This is a genomic window from Streptomyces sp. NPDC005805 (genome assembly GCF_040630445.1).
Taxonomy (GTDB): domain Bacteria; phylum Actinomycetota; class Actinomycetes; order Streptomycetales; family Streptomycetaceae; genus Streptomyces.
In genome coordinates this window covers 1-17882 of sequence record NZ_JBEXXN010000021.1, presented here as the reverse complement: position 1 = coordinate 17882, position 17882 = coordinate 1, and the positions used below count along the sequence as shown (strand labels likewise).

Genomic DNA, 17882 nt, shown 5'->3' with positions numbered 1-17882 from the left:
CAGGAGGCCGCCCCCGGGCGGCCGACGAAGGAGTGGAAACCATGGCCCCAGCAGCCATGACCTTTGCCTCATCGCTCGCGGACGCCCAGCCCGTCCCCTTCTGGCTGGAGGACCCCGGCAAGCCGGGCGCGCTGCCCGCCCTGACCGGCACCGAGCGCTGCGACCTGCTGGTCGTCGGCGGCGGCTACAGCGGACTGTGGACCGCCCTGCTCGCCAAGGAGCGCGACCCCGGGCGGGACGTCGTCCTGATCGAGGGCCGGGAGGCGGGCTGGGCCGCCTCCGGCCGCAACGGCGGCTTCTGCGCCGCCTCCCTCACCCACGGCCTCGGCAACGGCCTCGCCCGCTGGCCGGGGGAGCTGCCCCTGCTGGAGGAGCTGGGGCTGCGCAACCTGGACGCCATCGGGGAGACCGTCGCCCGCTACGGCATCGACTGCGACTTCGAGCGCACCGGCGAGATCGACGTCGCCACCGAACCCCACCAGCTGCGCGAACTGGAGGAGATGCACCAGGAGGCCGCCCGGCTGGGCTTCACCGGGCTGGAGCTGCTGGACCGGGACGCGGTGCGAGCCGAGGTCGACTCACCGACCTTCCTCGGCGGCCTCTGGGACCGCGAGGGCGTCGCGATGCTGCACCCCGCGAAACTCGCCTGGGGCCTGAAGCGGGTCTGCGAGGAGAAGGGCGTACGGATCTTCGAGAACACGCCCGGCCTCGAACTCGCCCGCGCCGGGGCGGGGATGGCCGTGCGCACCCCGTACGGCCGGGTGTACGCCCGGCAGGTGGCCCTGGGCACCAACGTCTTCCCGTCCCTGGTGCGCCGGGTGCGCCCGTACACCGTCCCGGTCTACGACTACGCGCTGATGACCGAGCCGCTGAGCCCGGAGCAGCTGAAGTCCGTGGGCTGGCAGCGGCGGCAGGGGCTCGGCGACAGCGCCAACCAGTTCCACTACTTCCGCATCACCGCCGACCACCGCATCCTGTGGGGCGGCTACGACGCGATCTACCCGTACGGCGGCCGGCTGAGCGAGGCGATGGACCACCGGCCGGAGACGTACCTCAAGCTGGCCGGGCACTTCTTCCGCTGCTTCCCGCAGCTCGAAGGGCTGCGCTTCTCGCACGCCTGGGGCGGGGCGATCGACACCTGCTCCCGCTTCTCCGCCTTCTTCGGCACCGCCCACGGCGGCCGGGTCGCCTATGCCGCCGGGTACACCGGCCTGGGTGTCGGCGCGACCCGGTTCGGCGCGGACGTGATGCTCGACCTCCTCGGCGGCGAGGACACCGAGCGGACCCGGCTGGAGATGGTGCGCAGCAAGCCGCTGCCGTTCCCGCCGGAGCCGGTGGCCTGGGCGGGCATCGGGATCACCAAGTGGTCCCTGGCCCGCGCGGACGCCCACGGCGGCCGGCGCAATCTGTGGCTGCGGGCGATGGACCGGCTGGGGCTCGGCTTCGACAGCTAGCCGCCAAAGACCCGCGGGCCGTCGCGGTGACCCGGTTCACTCCGACGAGATCGCCGAAGTCGCGTAATGAACACCGTTCCGGGCTCTCTCTGTGGGGGACAGCACCGTCCCCACACGGAATGGAGACCACGATGAGCGGCTCGGGGGCCAGGAACGCGGTGGAATGGCTGGCGTCGGCGGCACCGGATCCCGGCGCCTGCCGGTGGGCATGGGAGCGCAACCCGCACGGGATCGCGCTGCTGCCCGCGGGCAGGCGCTGGGACGTCCTGATCCTCCCCGGTGAGCTGGGGTATCCCACGCTGGACGTGCTCAACCGCCTGGTCGGCAGGCCCGGTCCGGTGCTGGCCGACTTCGGCGAGGAGCGGATGGGCTTCTTCGTGCCGCCCGGCACCGCGGGCCGCTGGATCGGCACCGGTATCCGCACGGCGGGCAGCGGCACCTGGATCGTGGTCCCCTACCCGGGGCGTACGGCGGGCAAGGTGCGCTGGCTCGTCGTCCCGGACGGCTCGGGCACCCTCAACGACCCCCAGTTGCTGGAGCTGGCGATGCACGAGGCGGCGGCGGGGATCGCCCGGGCGCGGCCGGGGGAGTGAGCGGCCGGCGCGTGCCACAGGTCTTGACAACATGATTGGTCTGGACCATGTTGTGCGCGCCGCACCTCTCCACCACCCCCCTGTCCGGAGGCAGTTGTGCACCGCACCAGACCCGCCGCCGTTCTCGCCGCCACCGCCCTGGCCGCTTCCCTGCTCGTCGCCCTCGCCCCGGCCGCCACCGCCGCGGACACCGAACTCGCCCGCAACGGCGGCTTCGAGGCCGGGCTGACCGGCTGGAGCTGCACCGCCGGCAGCGGCCAGGCCGTCACCTCGCCCGTCCGCACCGGCACCTCGGCCCTGCGGGCCACCCCGGCCGGCTCCGACAACGCCCGCTGCTCCCAGACCGTCACCGTTCAGCCCGACTCCACCTACACCCTCAGCGGCTGGGTCCAGGGCTCCTACGTCTACCTGGGCGCCTCCGGCACCGGCACCACCGACGTGTCCACCTGGACCGCCTCCGCACCCACCTGGCAGAAGCTCACCACCACCTTCCGCACCGGCCCCGCCACCCGGTCCGTCACCATCTACACCCACGGCTGGTACGGCACCCCCGCCTACCTCGCCGACGACCTCTCCGTCCTCGGCCCCGGCGGCGACCCGGTCACCGTCCCCGCGGCCCCGGGGAACCTGCGCGCGGGCGCCCCCGGCGCCACCTTCGTGCCGCTGAGCTGGAACGCCTCGGCGGGCGCGAGCGGCTACCACGTCTACCGGGGCGCCCAGCGGGTCGCCACGGTCACCGGCACCTCGGCCACCGTCACCGGGCTGACCCCCGCGACCGCGTACAGCTTCCAGGTCTCCGCGTACAACGACGCGGGGGAGTCGGCGAAGTCCGCCGCCGTCTCCGCCACCACCACGGAGAGCGGCGGGGGCGGCGGGGCCGAACTCCCTGCCCACGCCCTGGTCGGCTATCTGCACGCGAGCTTCGCCAACGGCTCCGGCTACACGCGGATGGCGGACGTGCCGGACTCCTGGGACGTCGTCAACCTCGCCTTCGGGGAGCCGACCACCGCCACCTCCGGCGACATCCGCTTCTCCCTCTGCCCGAAGAGCGAGTGCCCGAACGTGGAGTCGGAGGCCGAGTTCAAGGCGGCGATCAAGGCCAAGCAGGCCGCCGGCAAGAAGGTCCTCATCTCCATCGGCGGCGCCAACGGCCAGGTGCAGCTCGCCTCCACGGCCGCCCGGGACGCCTTCGTCACCTCCGTCTCGAAGATCATCGACGAGTACGGGCTCGACGGCCTGGACATCGACTTCGAGGGCCACTCGCTCTCCCTCGACACCGGCGACACCGACTTCCGCAACCCCACCTCACCCGTGATCGTCAACCTGATCTCGGCGGTGAAGACCATCAAGGCGAAGTACGGCGAGGACTTCGTGCTGACCATGGCCCCGGAGACCTTCTTCGTCCAGCTCGGCTACCAGTTCTACGGCTCCGGGCCCTGGGGCGGCCAGGACCCGCGCGCCGGCGCCTATCTGCCGGTCATCCACGCCCTGCGCGACGACCTGACCCTGCTGCACGTCCAGGACTACAACTCCGGCCCGATCATGGGCCTCGACAACCAGTACCACTCCATGGGCGGCGCGGACTTCCACATCGCCATGACCGACATGCTGCTCGCCGGCTTCCCCGTCGCGGGCGACCAGAACCGCTTCTTCCCCGCGCTGCGCCCCGAGCAGGTCGCCATCGGCCTGCCCGCCTCCACCCAGGCGGGCAACGGGTACACCACCCCGGCCGAGGTGAACAAGGCGCTCGACTGCCTCACCCGCGGCACCGACTGCGGCTCCTACCGCACCCACGGCACCTGGCCCGCCCTGCGCGGACTGATGACCTGGTCGATCAACTGGGACCGCTTCAACGGCTGGGAGTTCTCCCGGAACTTCGACGCCTACGCCTGGCGCTGACCCCGGCGCGGCACACCCGGGAGCCCGCGGACCACGGCCGGGAGCAGCAGCACCGCGCCGAACAGGCACCAGCTCCCGAGCACGTCCAGCGGCCAGTGGTAGCCGCGCAGCACCAGCCCGACGCCCGTCGCCACCGTGAGCACCACGGCGACGGGCATCGCCCATCGGCGGCGCAGATACGGGGTGACCAGCAGGGCCGCACACAGATAGGCGACCATCGCGGTCGCCGTGTGCCCGGAGGGGTACCAGCCCGTGCCCGGCTCCAGCGGTCCCGGCCGCGCGATCAGCGCCTTCAGGGGCGCGACGAGCGCGGGCACGGCCGGCAGCGCGAGGACGGCGGCCGCGGCGGGCCGCCACGGCGTCCGGCCCGTGTCCCGCCGGCCCCGCCACAGCGACCAGGCCAGCGCGACGGCGAGCACAAGGGGCGCGACCGTCATATTGCCGAGGTCGGCCAGGGGTTCGGTGACCGCGTCGGGCACGTCCCGGAAGACCGCCCGCCCCAGTCGCTCGTCCGCCGCCCGCAGCGGCCCGTCCGCCGCCACCTGCCAGGTGACCAGGGCGAAGAGGGCACAGCAGAGCGCGAACACCGCGTACAGAGCGGCCGGCCGGGAACGCCGAGAGGCCGGCCGTATCGGAACAGGGGGGGTTGTTCCGTCACGGCCGGCCTGATCGGCTCGCCGCGCGCCCCGGGGGGTGTGGGGCGGGCGGCCGTCCGATCGGTGAGGAGACCCGGAGCCCAGGGCTCCGGCGGTGTGCGCGGTGGCACGACCGGGTCGGGGCTGGGGAGGCTCCGGCCCGGAGTCGCCCGGGGTCGCCCCCGGTGCGGGTGTTTCTCTCATCTGCGACGACCGTACGGCAGAGGGCGGGGGACCGACAGACGGATTCCCATCCCGCCATCGGCCCCCCACAGCTTCTTCACAGGCGGGGGTTCCCCCTCCTGGTCGGCCCGGACGGGCCCGGGGTCAGATGCCCGCGAACGCCTGCTCCAGGATGTCCAGGCCCTCGTTCAGCAGGTCCTCGCCGATCACCAGCGGGGGCAGGAAGCGCAGCACATTGCCGTAGGTGCCGCAGGTGAGGACGAGCAGCCCCTCCGCGTGGCACGCCTTCGCCAGCGCGCCCGCCGCCTCCGGGTTGGGCTCCTTGCTCGCCGGGTCCTTCACCAGCTCGATGGCGATCATCGCGCCCCGGCCCCGGATGTCACCGATGGTGTCGTACTTCTCCTGCATCGCGGCGAGGCGGCCCTTCATGACCTCCTCGATCCGCTTCGCCTTCCCGTTGAGGTCCAGCTCCTTCATCGTCTCGATGGAGCCGAGCGCACCGGCGCAGGCGACCGGGTTGCCGCCGTAGGTGCCGCCGAGGCCGCCCGCGTGCGGGGCGTCCATGATCTCGGCGCGGCCGGTCACGGCGGCGAGCGGCAGACCGCCCGCGATGCCCTTGGCGGTGGTGATCAGGTCCGGGACCACACCCTCGTCCTCGCAGGCGAACCACTGGCCGGTGCGGCAGAAGCCGGACTGGATCTCGTCCGCGACGAAGACGATGCCGTTGTCCTTGGCGAACTTCGCGATCGCGGGCAGGAAGCCCTTCGCGGGCTCGATGAAGCCGCCCTCGCCGAGCACCGGCTCGATGATGATCGCGGCGACGTTGTCCGCGCCGACCTGCTTGGAGATCTGGTCGATCGCCTGGGCGGCGGCCTCCGGGCCGCAGTTCTCCGGGCCGGTCGGCCAGCGGTAGCCGTACGCCACCGGCACCCGGTACACCTCGGGCGCGAACGGGCCGAAGCCGTTCTTGTACGGCATGTTCTTCGCCGTCAGCGCCATCGTCAGGTTGGTGCGGCCGTGGTAGCCGTGGTCGAAGACGACGACGGCCTGGCGGCCCGTGTACGAGCGGGCGATCTTGACCGCGTTCTCGACGGCCTCGGCGCCCGAGTTGAACAGCGCGGACTTCTTCTCGTGGTCGCCCGGGGTCAGCTCGGCCAGCGCCTCGCAGACCTCCACATAGCCCTCGTAGGGGGTGACCATGAAACAGGTGTGGGTGAAGTCGGCGAGCTGCGCGGAGGCGCGGCGGACCACGGCCTCGGCGGACGCGCCGACCGAGGTCACGGCGATGCCGGAACCGAAGTCGATCAGACGGTTGCCGTCCACGTCCTCGATGATCCCGCCGCCCGCGCGGGCCGTGAACACGGGAAGCACGGACCCCACACCGCCGGCGACCGTGGCCGTGCGGCGGGCCTGAAGCTCCTGCGACTTCGGGCCGGGGATGGCGGTGACGACGCGGCGCTCCTGCGGGATAGCGGTCATGCGGGGCTCCTGGGGGTGTACGGGAGGTACGGGGGTACGGAGTGGTGTATCCGGATGTGTCCGGACGCCCGGACGTGTCCGGACGCTGGATGTGCGGGATGTCCTTCTTCGCAGGCTAGGTCCGGGGACGGGGTGCGGGCATGCGCCGATCGGGAGTGTTGGGGGGTGTGTCGTTGTCCGTGACGGCCATAGGGGGCGCGGGGCGGCGCGCACGGGAGTCCGGCACCGGGGCCGGAACGCGCGGGCCCGGCGGCCCGACACCCGCCCGAGTCGCTGAACTCCCCAGCGCCTGGCACTAGATTGACCGTGCACACGGCGGGCCTGGCTGGTCAGGGGGCAGCGGTTTCATGGAATCCGAAGGCACATTCGACGCACGCGGCACACGCGCCAATCCCGTGCCCCGTCCCGCCGGACCGCCACCCGAGGCACCCCTCGTCCCCCCGGGCGCACCCCGGCGCCCCGCCCACGCCCCGGTCACCCGGCCCGCCCTCGTCGAATGGCTGCGCACCGCGCGGCCCGCCGCCGCGCCGGGTATCTGGCGCTTCGGCCACGTCGAGCGCCCCGACCAAGCCCCCGACCTCGTCCCCGCCCGCCAGCTCCTCAGCGGCGCGTTCATCGCGTACCTCTGCGGCTGGCTGCTCTGGTCGCTGCTCTGGAACGGCTACCTCGAAGGCTGGTGGATCTTCGTCGACGACTGGTGGCTGCTGCCGATGCTGTGGCTCGTCCCCGAGGACTGGCGCTCGGGCACGAGCTCCTACACCGAGCTGTACGTCGTCGTCGCCTACCTCTACTACGCCCTGATCCTCTCCCTCCTCGCCCGCGGTTTCGGCCGGGTCGGCAACTGGGGCGAGGTGTGGCAGCGCTTCGGTGTGCCGGTCTGGCCGCTGTTCGTGCTGCTGCCCGGGGTGTGGCGGGAGATGCCCCGCACCAGCTGGCTGCTGTGGGTGTCCAACGTCTACTGGGTGCTGCTCGCCGTCGCCCTGGTCGCCGCCGTCGGCCGGGCCGGCCGCTGGCCCGCCGTGCGGCGCCGGCTGGACGCCCGGCGGGGCGGCCCCGCGGCTCCGCCCCCGCCCGGGGCCGACCCCGCCGAATGGCCCGAGATCCAGCGCGCCGGACTGCCCGAGGCCGCCGCCCGGCTCGCCGAGGCCACCCGCTCCGGCGCCCTCGGCGACGTCGACGTGGCCCGCATCCGGCGCGCCTGGCAGAGCGTGCACGCCCGCCCCGAACGCCTCGCCGCCTTCGCCGAGACCGTGCGCCGCGACGGCCCCGCCGCCTGCGGCCACCCGTCCGGACTGCGCGACCTGCCCGTGCGCACCGCCCGCCACGACCTCGCCACCGCCCAGGTGCGCATCGGCACCGTCGTCGACGACGACCGCAACCCGTACGCTCGGCGCACCACCGGGCTCGCCCTGGAGCCCGCCCTGCTCGGCACCTCCCTCGTCGCCGTCGGCCCCTCCGGCTCCGGCAAGAGCGTGCGCCTGGTGCGCCCGGTCGTCGAGTCGCTGTGCCTGCTGGCCCTCGCCAACCGGGCCGCCGTCGTCGCCGTCACCGCCCAGGGCTCCGGGATCGCCCCCGACGACGCCTTCGACCTGGTCGTCTCCGTCGGCCGCCCCGACTCCACCCACGACCTGGACCTCTACGGCGGCGCCGACGACCCCGACGAGGCCGCCCGCACCCTCGCCGAGGCCCTGGTCGGCGACCTCGCCGCCGCGCTGCCCGGCGGCGACAGCCGGCGGGCCGCCACCGCCCTCGCCCAGCTCATCGGCCCCTACCGCGCCGTCCACGGGCACTTCCCCGGCATCCCCGAACTCCGCGAGCTCCTCGGCGGAGCGCCCGAGGCGACCGGCGCCCTGCGCGCCGCCCTCCGGGCCGCGGGGGAGGCGTCCCAGCTCCGTGAACTCGACGCCCGCGAACGCCAGTCCGCCCGCGCCGACGACATCGGCGTCCTCCTCGCGGAACGCGTCGCCTTCCTGGACCGGCCCGCGTTCGCCGGGTCCTTCCGCACCGACGGCGGCGGACGCCCCTTCTCCCTGCGGGCGATCGAGCACCCCCTGCGGGTCCGCGTCGACCTCCCCGAACGCGGCCACGCCGAGGCGTCCCGGATCATCGCCCGCCTGGTCCTCGCCCAGTTCACCGACGCGGCCCTCACTCGCGACGACCGGTCCCTCTTCGCCTGCCTCGTCCTGGACGACGCCTCCTACACGGTGACCGCCGACGCGGTCCGCGCCGTCCAGCGGCTGCGCAGCGCCAACGCCGGGGTCGTCTTCGCCCTGCGCAGCCTGGAGGACGTCCCCGAGACCCTGCGCGGGCCGCTGCTGGGGGCCGTCGGCTGCCGGATGGCCTTCGCCGGGCTCGCCCCCTGGGACGGCAACCGCTTCGCGGAGACCTGGGGCACCGAGTGGGTCCAGACCCGGGACGTCACCAACCGGCAGATCATCTCCGACGAGCCCCTGACCAAGGCCCTGCACATGATGCGCCGCCTGGTCACGGGCAAGGCGGCCACCGCCGAGGCGGTCACCGTGCGCGAGGTGGAACGCGCCCGCTGGTCCGCCTCCGACCTCGCCCACGCCGTGCCGGCCGGGCACGCCGTGCTCTCCCTCACCAGCGTCGGCGGCGACCACGCGCCGCCGCTCCTGGTGGACCTGCGCACCTGACGGGGCGGGGGCGCGGGGCGTGCCTGACGGGAGCGCGTGCGGCCACTCCCCGTGGTACCCCCTGCTTTGGTACTCCCTGGCAGAATCGGGGGTGGCCGTTCATACGAGACGGCGTAAACCCGTGGCGGCGCGCGCCGCCACGGCCCCGCCCGCGAAGCCCCCGACGAAGCCCCCGAGGACCCATGCCGCCCACACTCGCCTCGCTCGTGCAGCACTCGGCGCTCAAGCTCACCGTGCGTGCCGGGGCGGACCGGCTGGAGACGCCGGTGCGCTGGGCCCATGTCAGTGAGCTGGCCGACCCCGTCCCGTACATGGAGGGCGGCGAACTGCTGCTCGTCACCGCCATGACCCTGGACGCCGAGGACCCGGACGCGATGCGCCGCTATGTGCGCCGCCTGGTCGGCGCGGGCGTCGTGGGGCTCGGCTTCGCCGTCGGCGTCTACTACGAGGACGTGCCGGACGCCCTGGTCCGGGCCGCCGAGGAGGAGGGGCTGCCGCTGCTCGCCGTACCCCGGCGCACCCCCTTCCTCGCCATCGCCAAGGCGGTCTCGGCCGCCATCGCCGCCGAGCAGTACCGGTCCGTGACCGCGGGCTTCGAGGCGCAGCGCGAACTGACCCGCGCGGCCCTCGCCGAGGGCCCCGCCGCGGTCGTCGCCCGGCTCGCCGCCCATGTCGACGGCTGGGCGGCCCTGTACGACGCCTCCGGCGCGGTCGTCGCCTCCGCCCCCGAGTGGGCCGCCCGCCGGGCCGCCCGCCACACCGCCGACGTGGTGCGCCTGCGGGAGCGGGCCGCCCCGGCCAGCGCCGTGGTGGGGGACGCCGACGGCGACGACCGCGTGGAGCTCCAGTCCCTGGGCACCGGGCGCCGGGTGCGCGGCGCGCTCGCGGTCGGGACCGGGGCGCCGCTCGGCACCGGCGAGCGGTACGCCGTCCACTCGGCAGTCGCCCTCCTCACCCTCGCCACCGCCCGCTCGCGCACCCTCCAGGCGGCGGAGCAGCGCCTCGGCGCGGCCGTGGTCCGGATGCTGCTCGCGGGGCAGCCCGACCACGCCCGGGCCGTCGCGGGCGACCTGTACGGCGACCTGCTCGACGTGCCCTTCCGGCTGCTGGTCGCGGAGCCCGCGGGCGAGCGGGTCGAGGGCGGCGAACGCGAGGGCGGGGGCGTCCGGGACGCGGCCGCCCGGCCGCTGCCCGCCCTGGCCGAGGCCCTGGAGGCCGCGGCGGCCAAGGCGGGGGAGCCCGTACTCGTCGTCCCCGGCCCGGGCGACCGGCTGACCGTCCTGGCCGCCGACGGCGGCACGGTCGCCGCGCACTGCGCGGCCGCGTACGGGGACGCGGAGGCGGAGGACGCCGGGCTCTTCCTCGGCCTCTCCGCCCCGACCGGCCCGACCGCGGCGGCGGGCGCGTACAAACAGGCCGAACAGGCCCTCTCGGTGGCCCGCCGCCGGGGCCGCGCCTTCGTCGAACACGAGGAACTGGCGACGGGCTCCATCGTCCCCCTCCTCGCCGACGACGCGGTCCGCGCCTTCGCCGACGGCCTCCTCCGCGCCCTCCGCGAACACGACGCCACCGGCCGCGGCGACCTCGTCGCCTCCCTGCGCGCCTGGCTCTCCCGCCACGGCCAGTGGGACGCGGCCGCGGCCGACCTCGGCGTGCACCGCCACACCCTGCGCTACCGCATGCGCCGCGTCGAGGAAATCCTCGGCCGCTCCCTCGACGACCCGGACGTCCGCATGGAACTCTGGCTGGCGCTGAAATACTGAGGGCTCGGTTCGACTCCCCGAGACGGGGCGAACGCCGGGCCCGGGCCGCGCGGAGCGCGTGTTTCCGTCTGGCGCGACGCGTCTTCCAGCTTCCGCACCTCCGGGGGAGGTTCCGTCCCGTCGTAGGAAACGAATATCTCCACGTCGTCCGGATCGTCGCCCACCGCGATCGCCACGTCCGGCGAGACACCCTTCACCTCGTAGGCCGCCTTGTCCGGCCCCCTCTTCTCCCCGTCCCCTCCGTGCCGGCCGCACGCGGGCTGGACGGCGGTACCGACGTGCCTGCCCGCTTCGGCAGGGAAGTCCCCCACGTCCCGGTACTCCCTGCCCTCGAAGGTGAAGAACCGGGCACAGGACGACGACCCCTGCGTACTCGTCCCGCCGTCCGATCCGCAAGCGGCGCCGCCGCATACGAGAAGCGCGACCATCAGCGTGCGCACGCAGTGCCTGGCGAAGGTCATTCCTCGTCCCGGGCGGGACGCCCCGCCCACCCGCCCCGCCAAAGCGGCGAGCCCCCGCGCCGCACCACTCCACCGCGGACAAACGACCGAACCGCCCCGCGGCCCTACCGTGTGGGCAGAGGCAGTAACCCCCATCACTTCGGAAGGGCCGGACCCCCGCTATGACTTCCACCCACGCCTTCTGGCTCGCCGGCCGCCAGGCCACCGGCGAGACCGCGTTCGACGTCACCTCCCCCTGGGACGGCAGCCTCGTCGGCCAGGTGTCCGTGCCCACCGAGGCGCAGGTCGAGGAGGCCGTCGCCGCCGCGTACGCCGTGGTGGACGAGTTCGCCGCCACGCCCGCCCATGTCCGCGCCGCCGCCCTGGACCATGTGTCGCGGCGGCTCGTCGAGCGGACCGAGGAGATCGCGCGGCTGATCTCCGCCGAGAACGGCAAGCCGGTCAAGTGGGCCCGCGGCGAGGTCGGCCGGGCCGTGTCCGTGTTCCGGTTCGCGGCCGAGGAGGCCCGCCGCTTCAACGGCGGCGAGGCGCAGCGCCTCGACACCGACCTCGGCGGCCAGGGCCGCCTCGCGCTGACCCGTCGCATCCCCAAGGGCGTCGTCCTCGGCATCGCCCCGTTCAACTTCCCGCTGAACCTCAGCGCCCACAAGGTCGCCCCGGCCATCGCCGTCGGCGCGCCGATCATCCTCAAGCCGGCCCCGGCCACCCCGATCTCCGCGCTGATCCTCGGCGAGCTGCTCGCCGAGACCGAGCTGCCCGCCGGCTCCTGGTCCGTGCTGCCCGTGCCGAACGACCGGATGCCCGCCCTCGTCCAGGACGAGCGCCTGCCGGTCATCTCCTTCACCGGCTCCGGCCCGGTCGGCTACGCGATCATGGACTCGGTGCCGCGCAAGCACTGCACCCTGGAGCTCGGCGGCAACGGCGCGGCCGTCGTCCTCGCCGACTGGTCGAGCGAGCAGGACCTGGACTGGGCGGCGAGCCGTATCGCCACCTTCTCCAACTACCAGGGCGGCCAGTCCTGCATCTCCGTGCAGCGCGTGATCGCGGACGCGAGCGTCTACGACCGCCTGCTGCCGAAGATCGTCGCCGCGGTCGAGGCCCAGGTCACCGGCGACCCGACCGACGACGCCACCGACGTCGGCCCCCTGGTCAGCGAGGACGCCGCCAAGCGCGTGGAGTCCTGGGTCGACGAGGCCGTCGCCGCGGGCGCCAAGCTGCTCGCCGGCGGCAAGCGCGACGGCGCCTCCTACGCGCCGACCGTCCTCACCGACCTGCCCGACGGCGTCACCCTCGCCGGCGAGGAGGTCTTCGGCCCGGTCCTCAGCGTCACCCGCGCCGACGGCGAGGCCGAGGCGTTCGCCGCGGTCAACGACTCCAAGTACGGCCTCCAGGCGGGCGTGTTCACCCACGACCTGCAGACCGCCTTCCGCGCCCACCGCGCCCTGGAGGTCGGCGGCGTGATCATCGGCGACGTCCCGTCCTACCGCGCCGACCAGATGCCCTACGGCGGAGCCAAGCAGTCCGGCGTCGGCCGCGAGGGCGTCGCCTACGCCATGGCGGACTACACCTACGAGCGCGTCCTGGTCCTCACCGGACTGGCCCTGTAGCCGGCGCGCCCGCGAGACCGCGGCCGGAGCCCACTGTGCGGGGGCTCCGGCCGCTTCGCGTGTCCGGAACATCCCGTTGCAGGGCTGGTGCGGGCTGTTTTTATCGGGTACGAGGGGACGAGTGGCAGTACCGGCCGGTAGTCCTTCCGTCCGGCCCCTACCCGTGGCGAGGTGAGCTGTATGTCCGCCCCACCCGACAAGCCGATCGACCCGGCTGCCGACCCCACCCGCGCCCAGCCCAAGGTCACCGAGCGCGAGGCGCGCCGGGTGGCCGAGGCGGCGCGTGAACAGGACTGGCGCAAGCCCAGCTTCGCCAAGGAGCTCTTCCTCGGCCGCTTCCGGCTCGACCTGATCCACCCGCACCCCATGCCCACCGGCGAGGCCACCCGCCGCGGCGAGGAGTTTTTGAACAGGCTCCGCCGCTTCTGCGAGGAACACGTCGACGGCGCGCGGATCGAGCGGGACGCCCGTATCCCCGACGAGGTCGTCAACGGCCTGCGCGAACTGGGCGCCCTCGGTATGAAGATCGACCCCAAGTACGGGGGCCTCGGCCTCACCCAGGTCTACTACAACAAGGCGCTCGCCCTGGTCGGTTCGGCCAGCCCCGCGATCGGCGCGCTGCTCTCCGCGCACCAGTCCATCGGCGTGCCGCAGCCCCTCAAGCAGTTCGGCACCGAGGAGCAGAAGGAGCGGTTCCTGCCCCGCCTGGCGCGCACCGACATCTCCGCCTTCCTGCTCACCGAGCCGGACGTGGGCTCCGACCCGGCCCGCCTCGCCACCACCGCCGTCCCGGACGGGGACGACTACGTCCTCGACGGCGTGAAGCTGTGGACCACCAACGGCGTCGTCGCGGACCTCCTCGTCGTCATGGCCCGGGTCCCGAAGAGCGAGGGGCACAAGGGCGGTATCACCGCCTTCGTCGTCGAGGCGGACAGCGAGGGCATCACCGTCGAGAACCGGAACGCCTTCATGGGCCTGCGCGGCCTGGAGAACGGCGTCACCCGCTTCCACCGGGTCCGGGTGCCCGCGGCCAACCGGATCGGTCCGGAGGGCGCCGGGCTGAAGATCGCGCTGACCACGCTCAACACCGGGCGCCTCTCGCTGCCCGCGATGTGCGTCGGCGCGGGCAAGTGGTGTCTGAAGATCGCCCGCGAGTGGTCGGCCGTCCGCGAGCAGTGGGGCAAGCCGGTCGCCCGCCACGAGGCCGTCGGCGCGAAGATCTCCTTCATCGCCGCCACCACCTTCGCCCTGGAGGCCGTGCTCGACCTCTCCTCCCAGATGGCGGACGAGGACCGCAACGACATCCGCATCGAGGCCGCCCTCGCCAAGCTCTACGGCTCCGAGATGGCCTGGCTGATGGCCGACGAGACGGTCCAGATCCGCGGCGGCCGGGGCTTCGAGACCGCCGACTCCCTCACCGCGCGCGGCGAGAAGGGCGTACCGGCCGAGCAGTTGCTGCGCGACCTGCGGATCAACCGCATCTTCGAGGGCTCCACCGAGATCATGCACCTGCTGATCGCCCGGGAGGCGGTCGACGCCCACCTGGCCGTCGCCGGGGACATCATCGACCCGGACAAGACCGCCAAGGACAAGGCCCGGGCGGGCGCCAACGCGGCCGCCTTCTACGCCCGCTGGCTGCCCAGGCTGGTCACCGGCGCCGGGCAGGTCCCCGTCGCGTACCGCGAGTTCCACCCGGCCGGCCACCCGGACCTCGCCGTCCACCTGCGGTACGTGGAGCGCACCTCCCGCAAGCTCGCGCGCTCCACGTTCTACGCGATGTCCCGCTGGCAGGGCCGGATGGAGACCAAGCAGGGCTTCCTCGGCCGGATCGTGGACATCGGCGCGGAGCTGTTCGCGATGAGCGCCGCCTGCGTGCGGGCGGAGCACCTGCGGGCCTCGGGCGAGCACGGCCGCGAGGCGTACCAGCTCGCCGACGTGTTCTGCCGGCAGGCCCGGCTGCGCGTCGAGGAGCTGTTCGGCCGGCTGTGGTCCAACACCGACGACATCGACACCACCGTCGTCAAGGGCGTGCTGTCGGGGACGTACACCTGGCTGGAGGACGGCATCGTCGACCCGAGCGGCGAGGGCCCCTGGATCGCCGACCAGACCCCCGGGCCGTCCACCCGGGAGAACGTCCACCGCCCGATCCGCTGACCCGCCTCCCCGCGGCGGCCCCGCCCGCCGGTGCCACGGTCCCGCCCGCGTCCCACTCAGGTGGGGCCGTGCCCGCGTCCGACTCGGGTGGGGCCGTGCCCGGAGTGACAGGTTCAGCGGCCACAATGGGGGGATGAGCGACAGCCCAGCACCCCTCGCCGATCCGCATCTCACGTTCGATCCCGCACCGGGACGCCGTGACGTCGTGGTCCTCGGCTCGACCGGGTCCATCGGCACGCAGGCGATCGACCTCGTCCTGCGCCACCCCGACCGCTTCCGCGTGACCGCGCTCTCCGCCGCCGGCGGGCGGGTCGACCTGCTCGCCGAGCAGGCGCGCGAGCTGGGCGTCGACACCGTCGCGGTCGCCCGCGAGGAGGCCGTGCCCGCCCTGCGCGAGGCGCTGGCCGCCCGCTACGGCACCGAGCCGCTGCCCGAGATCCTGGCGGGCCCGGAGGCGGCGACCGAGCTGGCCGCCTCCCCCTGCCACACGGTCCTCAACGGCATCACCGGCTCCATCGGCCTCGCGCCGACCCTCGCCGCGCTGGAGGCGGGCCGCACCCTCGCCCTGGCCAACAAGGAGTCCCTGATCGTCGGCGGGCCGCTGGTCAAGGCCCTCGCCAAGCCGGGGCAGATCATCCCCGTCGACTCCGAGCACGCGGCCCTCTTCCAGGCGCTCGCCGCCGGCACCCGCGCCGATGTGCGCAAGCTGGTGGTGACCGCCTCCGGCGGCCCCTTCCGCGGCCGCACCCGCGCCGAGCTGGAGGGGGTCACCCGCGAGGACGCCCTCGCGCACCCCACCTGGGCGATGGGCCCGGTGATCACCGTCAACAGCGCGACCCTGGTGAACAAGGGGCTGGAGGTGATCGAGGCGCATCTGCTCTACGACATCCCCTTCGACCGGATCGAGGTCGTCGTCCACCCGCAGTCCTATGTCCACTCGATGGTGGAGTTCACGGACGGCTCGACCCTCGCCCAGGCCACCCCGCCGGATATGCGCGGTCCCATCGCCATCGGCATCGGCTGGCCCGAGCGGGTGCCCGACGCGGCCCCCGCCTTCGACTGGTCCACCGCCTCCACCTGGGAGTTCTTCCCCCTCGACAACGAGGCCTTCCCCTCCGTGGGACTCGCCCGCCACGTGGGGGAGCTGGGCGGCACCGCCCCCGCCGTGTTCAATGCGGCGAACGAGGAGTGCGTGGAGGCTTTCCTCGCCGGAAGGCTGCCGTTCAACGCCATCATGGATACGGTCACCGAGGTGGTCTCCGAGCACGGCACGCCCGCGCCCGGAACCTCCCTCACGGTGGCGGACGTCCTCGAAGCGGACGCCTGGGCCCGCACCCGGGCCCGTGAGACGGCAGCGAAGTACGCCCACAGCGGCGGTGAACGGCCCGCGGAGGCTCGCGCATGACGATTCTGTTGACGGTCCTCGGCATAGTGCTGTTCGGCGTGGGGCTGCTGATCTCCATCGCCTGGCACGAGCTGGGCCATCTGTCGACGGCGAAGCTGTTCGGCATCCGGGTGCCGCAGTACATGGTCGGCTTCGGCCCGACCCTGTTCTCCCGCCAGAAGGGGGAGACCGAGTACGGCATCAAGGCCATCCCCATGGGCGGCTACATCCGGATGATCGGCATGTTCCCGCCCGGCGACGACGGCAGGATCGAGGCCCGCTCGACCTCCCCCTGGCGGGGCATGATCGAGGACGCCCGCACCGCCGCCTACGAGGAGCTCCAGCCGGGCGACGAGACGCGCCTCTTCTACACGCGCAAGCCGTGGAAGCGCGTGATCGTGATGTTCGCCGGACCGTTCATGAACCTGGTCCTCGCGGTGGCGATCTTCCTCGGCGTGATGATGAGCTTCGGCACGCCCACCCAGACCACCGAGGTCGCCGGCGTCCAGAAGTGCGTCATCGAGCAGAGCGAGAAGCGCGACACCTGCACCGCCGCGGACGACCCCTCGCCGGCCCTGGAGGCGGGCCTGAAGGAGGGCGACAAGATCGTCGCCTTCAACGGGCAGCCGGTCGCCGACTGGCCCACCCTCTCCGAGCGCATCCGCGAGACCATCGGCCCGGCCACCATCACCGTCGAGCGGGGTGGCGCCGAGCAGACCCTGAACGCCACTCTCCGCGAGAACGTGGTGGTCAAGAAGGACGCCGACGGCGAGGTGGTCGAGGGCTACGAGAAGGCCGGCTACCTGGGCTTCGCCGCCAGGACGGAGATCCTGCCGCTCTCCTTCGGTGACTCCGTCGACCGCATGGGCGACATGATCCAGAACGGCGCCGAGTCCATCGTCGCCCTGCCGACCAAGATCCCCGCCCTCTGGGACGCGGCCTTCGGCGACGGCGAACGCGCGGAGGACTCGCCCGTCGGCGTGGTCGGCGCGGCCCGGCTCAGCGGCGAGGTCCTCAACCTCGACATGCCCACGCAGAACATCATCGCGACCTTCCTGATGCTCCTCGCGGGCTTCAACCTCTCGCTCTTCCTGTTCAACATGCTCCCGCTGCTCCCGCTCGACGGCGGTCATATCGCGGGCGCCCTGTGGGAGTCAGTCCGGCGCGGCTTCGCCAAGCTGTTCCGGCGCCCCGACCCGGGGCCGTTCGACGTGGCGAAGCTGATGCCCGTGGCCTATGTGGTGGCCGGCATCTTCATCTGCTTCACCCTGCTCGTCCTGGTCGCGGACATCGTCAACCCGGTGCGCATCAGCTAGCGGAAGCGCCCCGGAAGCACCCGGCGGCGGGTCGGCGGCAGACCGGAACACGCCATCGACGGCCGGACACTCCTCGTGTCCGGCCGTCCCCTTTGGGTGGACTTCCCGTGTGCGATGTGCTCCGCCGAACGCCAGTGCCGTAATCTCGGGTGCTGGAGCCCGCCGATCTCGGGACCTCGATCCACACCTTGGGGTTGCACAGCAGATGACTGCAATTTCTCTCGGAATGCCGTCCGTTCCGACCAAGCTCGCCGACCGCCGGGTCAGCCGGAAGATCCAGGTCGGCTCGGTCGCGGTCGG

The 17882-nt window shown here is 73.4% G+C and carries 12 protein-coding genes; 9 read left to right on the top strand and 3 right to left on the bottom strand.

The features are described 5' to 3' along the window. Positions 1-41: 41 nt before the first annotated feature. From ABZ457_RS14385 to ABZ457_RS14375, 3 genes are all read left to right on the top strand, one after another. Positions 42-1454, top strand: a complete 1413-nt coding sequence (locus ABZ457_RS14385; RefSeq protein WP_359157626.1) for an FAD-dependent oxidoreductase — start codon at positions 42-44, stop codon at positions 1452-1454. Between the two features lie 131 nt (positions 1455-1585). After that, positions 1586-2047, top strand: coding sequence for a bifunctional DNA primase/polymerase (locus tag ABZ457_RS14380; protein ID WP_359157624.1), 462 nt, complete (start codon positions 1586-1588; stop codon positions 2045-2047). A 96-nt stretch (positions 2048-2143) separates the two neighbouring features. After that, a complete protein-coding gene (locus tag ABZ457_RS14375) occupies positions 2144-3946 on the top strand; it encodes a glycoside hydrolase family 18 protein (protein WP_359157622.1) in 1803 nt (600 codons plus the stop codon). Here ABZ457_RS14375 and ABZ457_RS14370 read toward each other — a convergent pair. Further along, complete coding sequence (locus tag ABZ457_RS14370; RefSeq protein ID WP_359157619.1) at positions 3931-4533, bottom strand: phosphatase PAP2 family protein; 603 nt, start codon at positions 4531-4533, stop codon at positions 3931-3933. The two genes, ABZ457_RS14375 and ABZ457_RS14370, sit on opposite strands and share 16 nt — an antisense overlap. Positions 4534-4908: 375 nt before the next feature. Further along, complete coding sequence (gene gabT, locus ABZ457_RS14365; protein ID WP_359157617.1) at positions 4909-6243, bottom strand: 4-aminobutyrate--2-oxoglutarate transaminase; 1335 nt, start codon at positions 6241-6243, stop codon at positions 4909-4911. A 347-nt stretch (positions 6244-6590) separates the two neighbouring features. On the opposite strand from gabT, the gene ABZ457_RS14360 reads away from it, so the two are divergent. Further along, positions 6591-8897 carry an ATP/GTP-binding protein gene (locus ABZ457_RS14360; RefSeq protein WP_359157615.1) on the top strand — a complete coding sequence of 769 codons (2307 nt, stop codon included), beginning with the start codon at positions 6591-6593 and terminating at the stop codon, positions 8895-8897. Positions 8898-9079: 182 nt separating this feature from the next. Continuing rightward, complete coding sequence (locus ABZ457_RS14355) at positions 9080-10660, top strand: PucR family transcriptional regulator (RefSeq protein ID WP_359157613.1); 1581 nt, start codon at positions 9080-9082, stop codon at positions 10658-10660. Here the strand turns inward: ABZ457_RS14355 and ABZ457_RS14350 are convergent. After that, positions 10570-11088 (bottom strand): DUF6281 family protein, encoded by a 519-nt coding sequence (locus tag ABZ457_RS14350; protein WP_359157780.1) that lies wholly within the window; start codon positions 11086-11088, stop codon positions 10570-10572. The two genes, ABZ457_RS14355 and ABZ457_RS14350, sit on opposite strands and share 91 nt — an antisense overlap. A gap of 194 nt (positions 11089-11282) precedes the next feature. Between ABZ457_RS14350 and ABZ457_RS14345 the strand changes: the two genes are divergently transcribed. From ABZ457_RS14345 to ABZ457_RS14330, 4 genes are all read left to right on the top strand, one after another. Next, a complete protein-coding gene (locus ABZ457_RS14345; RefSeq protein WP_359157611.1) occupies positions 11283-12728 on the top strand; it encodes an aldehyde dehydrogenase family protein in 1446 nt (481 codons plus the stop codon). A 180-nt stretch (positions 12729-12908) separates the two neighbouring features. After that, positions 12909-14882 (top strand): acyl-CoA dehydrogenase family protein, encoded by a 1974-nt coding sequence (locus tag ABZ457_RS14340; RefSeq protein ID WP_359157609.1) that lies wholly within the window; start codon positions 12909-12911, stop codon positions 14880-14882. Between the two features lie 133 nt (positions 14883-15015). Then, positions 15016-16287 carry a 1-deoxy-D-xylulose-5-phosphate reductoisomerase gene (dxr, locus tag ABZ457_RS14335; protein ID WP_359157607.1) on the top strand — a complete coding sequence of 424 codons (1272 nt, stop codon included), beginning with the start codon at positions 15016-15018 and terminating at the stop codon, positions 16285-16287. Next, on the top strand, positions 16284-17582 hold the full coding sequence (locus ABZ457_RS14330) for a site-2 protease family protein (protein ID WP_359157605.1): 1299 nt from the start codon (positions 16284-16286) through the stop codon (positions 17580-17582). The genes dxr and ABZ457_RS14330 overlap by 4 nt, the downstream gene beginning before the upstream one ends. Positions 17583-17882 lie beyond the last annotated feature (300 nt).